Consider the following 1,236-nt stretch of genomic DNA (forward strand, 5'->3'; position numbering starts at 1 on the left):
ATGGCAAAGGCAAAGTTTGAACGGACGAAACCGCACGTCAACATCGGGACCATCGGTCACGTTGACCACGGCAAGACGACGCTGACGGCCGCGATCACGAAGTATTTCGGCGACTTCCGCGCCTACGACCAGATCGACGGCGCGCCGGAAGAGAAGGCCCGCGGGATCACGATCTCGACCGCGCACGTGGAATACGAATCCGAGTCGCGCCACTACGCGCACGTGGATTGCCCGGGCCACGCCGACTACGTGAAGAACATGATCACCGGTGCCGCCCAGATGGACGGCGCGATCCTGGTCGTGAACGCCGCCGACGGCCCGATGCCGCAGACGCGCGAGCACATCCTGCTGGGTCGCCAGGTCGGCATCCCCTACATGGTCGTCTACCTGAACAAGGTCGACCAGGTGGATGACGAGGAACTGCTGGAACTGGTCGAGATGGAAGTGCGCGAGCTGCTGTCCAGCTACGACTATCCGGGCGACGACATTCCGATCATCAAGGGTTCGGCCCTTGCTGCCATGGAAGGTCGCGACGAGGAAATCGGCGAGAACTCGATCAAGGCGCTGATGGCTGCCATCGACGAGTACATCCCGACCCCCGAGCGTGCCGTGGACCAGCCCTTCCTGATGCCGATCGAGGACGTGTTCTCGATCTCGGGTCGTGGTACGGTCGTGACCGGCCGCGTGGAGCGTGGCGCCGTCAACGTGGGTGACGAACTGGAGATCGTGGGCATCCGCGACACCAAGAAGACCACCTGCACGGGCGTCGAGATGTTCCGCAAGCTGCTGGACCGCGGCGAGGCTGGCGACAACGTGGGCGTCCTGCTGCGCGGCATCGACCGTGAAGGCGTCGAGCGCGGCCAGGTTCTGTGCAAGCCGAAATCGGTTCAGCCGCACACGAAGTTCGAGGCCGAGGCCTACATCCTGACCAAGGAGGAAGGCGGCCGCCACACGCCGTTCTTCGCGAACTACCGCCCGCAGTTCTACTTCCGCACGACGGACGTGACCGGCACCGTGACGCTGCCCTCGGGCACCGAGATGGTCATGCCGGGCGACAACCTGAAGTTCGAAGTCGAACTGATCGCGCCGATCGCCATGGAAGAGAAGCTGCGCTTCGCCATCCGCGAAGGCGGCCGCACCGTCGGCGCAGGCGTCGTCTCGAAGATCATCGAGTGATCCCAGCCGGGATGCCGAAAGACAGGGGGCCGTCCGAAAGGACGGCCCTTTTTCATGGCG

The 1,236-nt window shown here is 64.1% G+C and carries 1 protein-coding gene; it reads left to right on the forward strand.

The genetic code is table 11. The features are described from left to right. Positions 1–1,176 (forward strand): elongation factor Tu (gene tuf / locus KO490_RS00400; protein WP_216017427.1); only part of this gene is annotated, 1,176 nt, incomplete at its 5' end. Between the last annotated feature and the right edge of the window lie 60 nt (positions 1,177–1,236).

It is taken from the genome of Paracoccus sp. C2R09, from assembly GCF_018860625.1.
Lineage (GTDB): Bacteria > Pseudomonadota > Alphaproteobacteria > Rhodobacterales > Rhodobacteraceae > Paracoccus.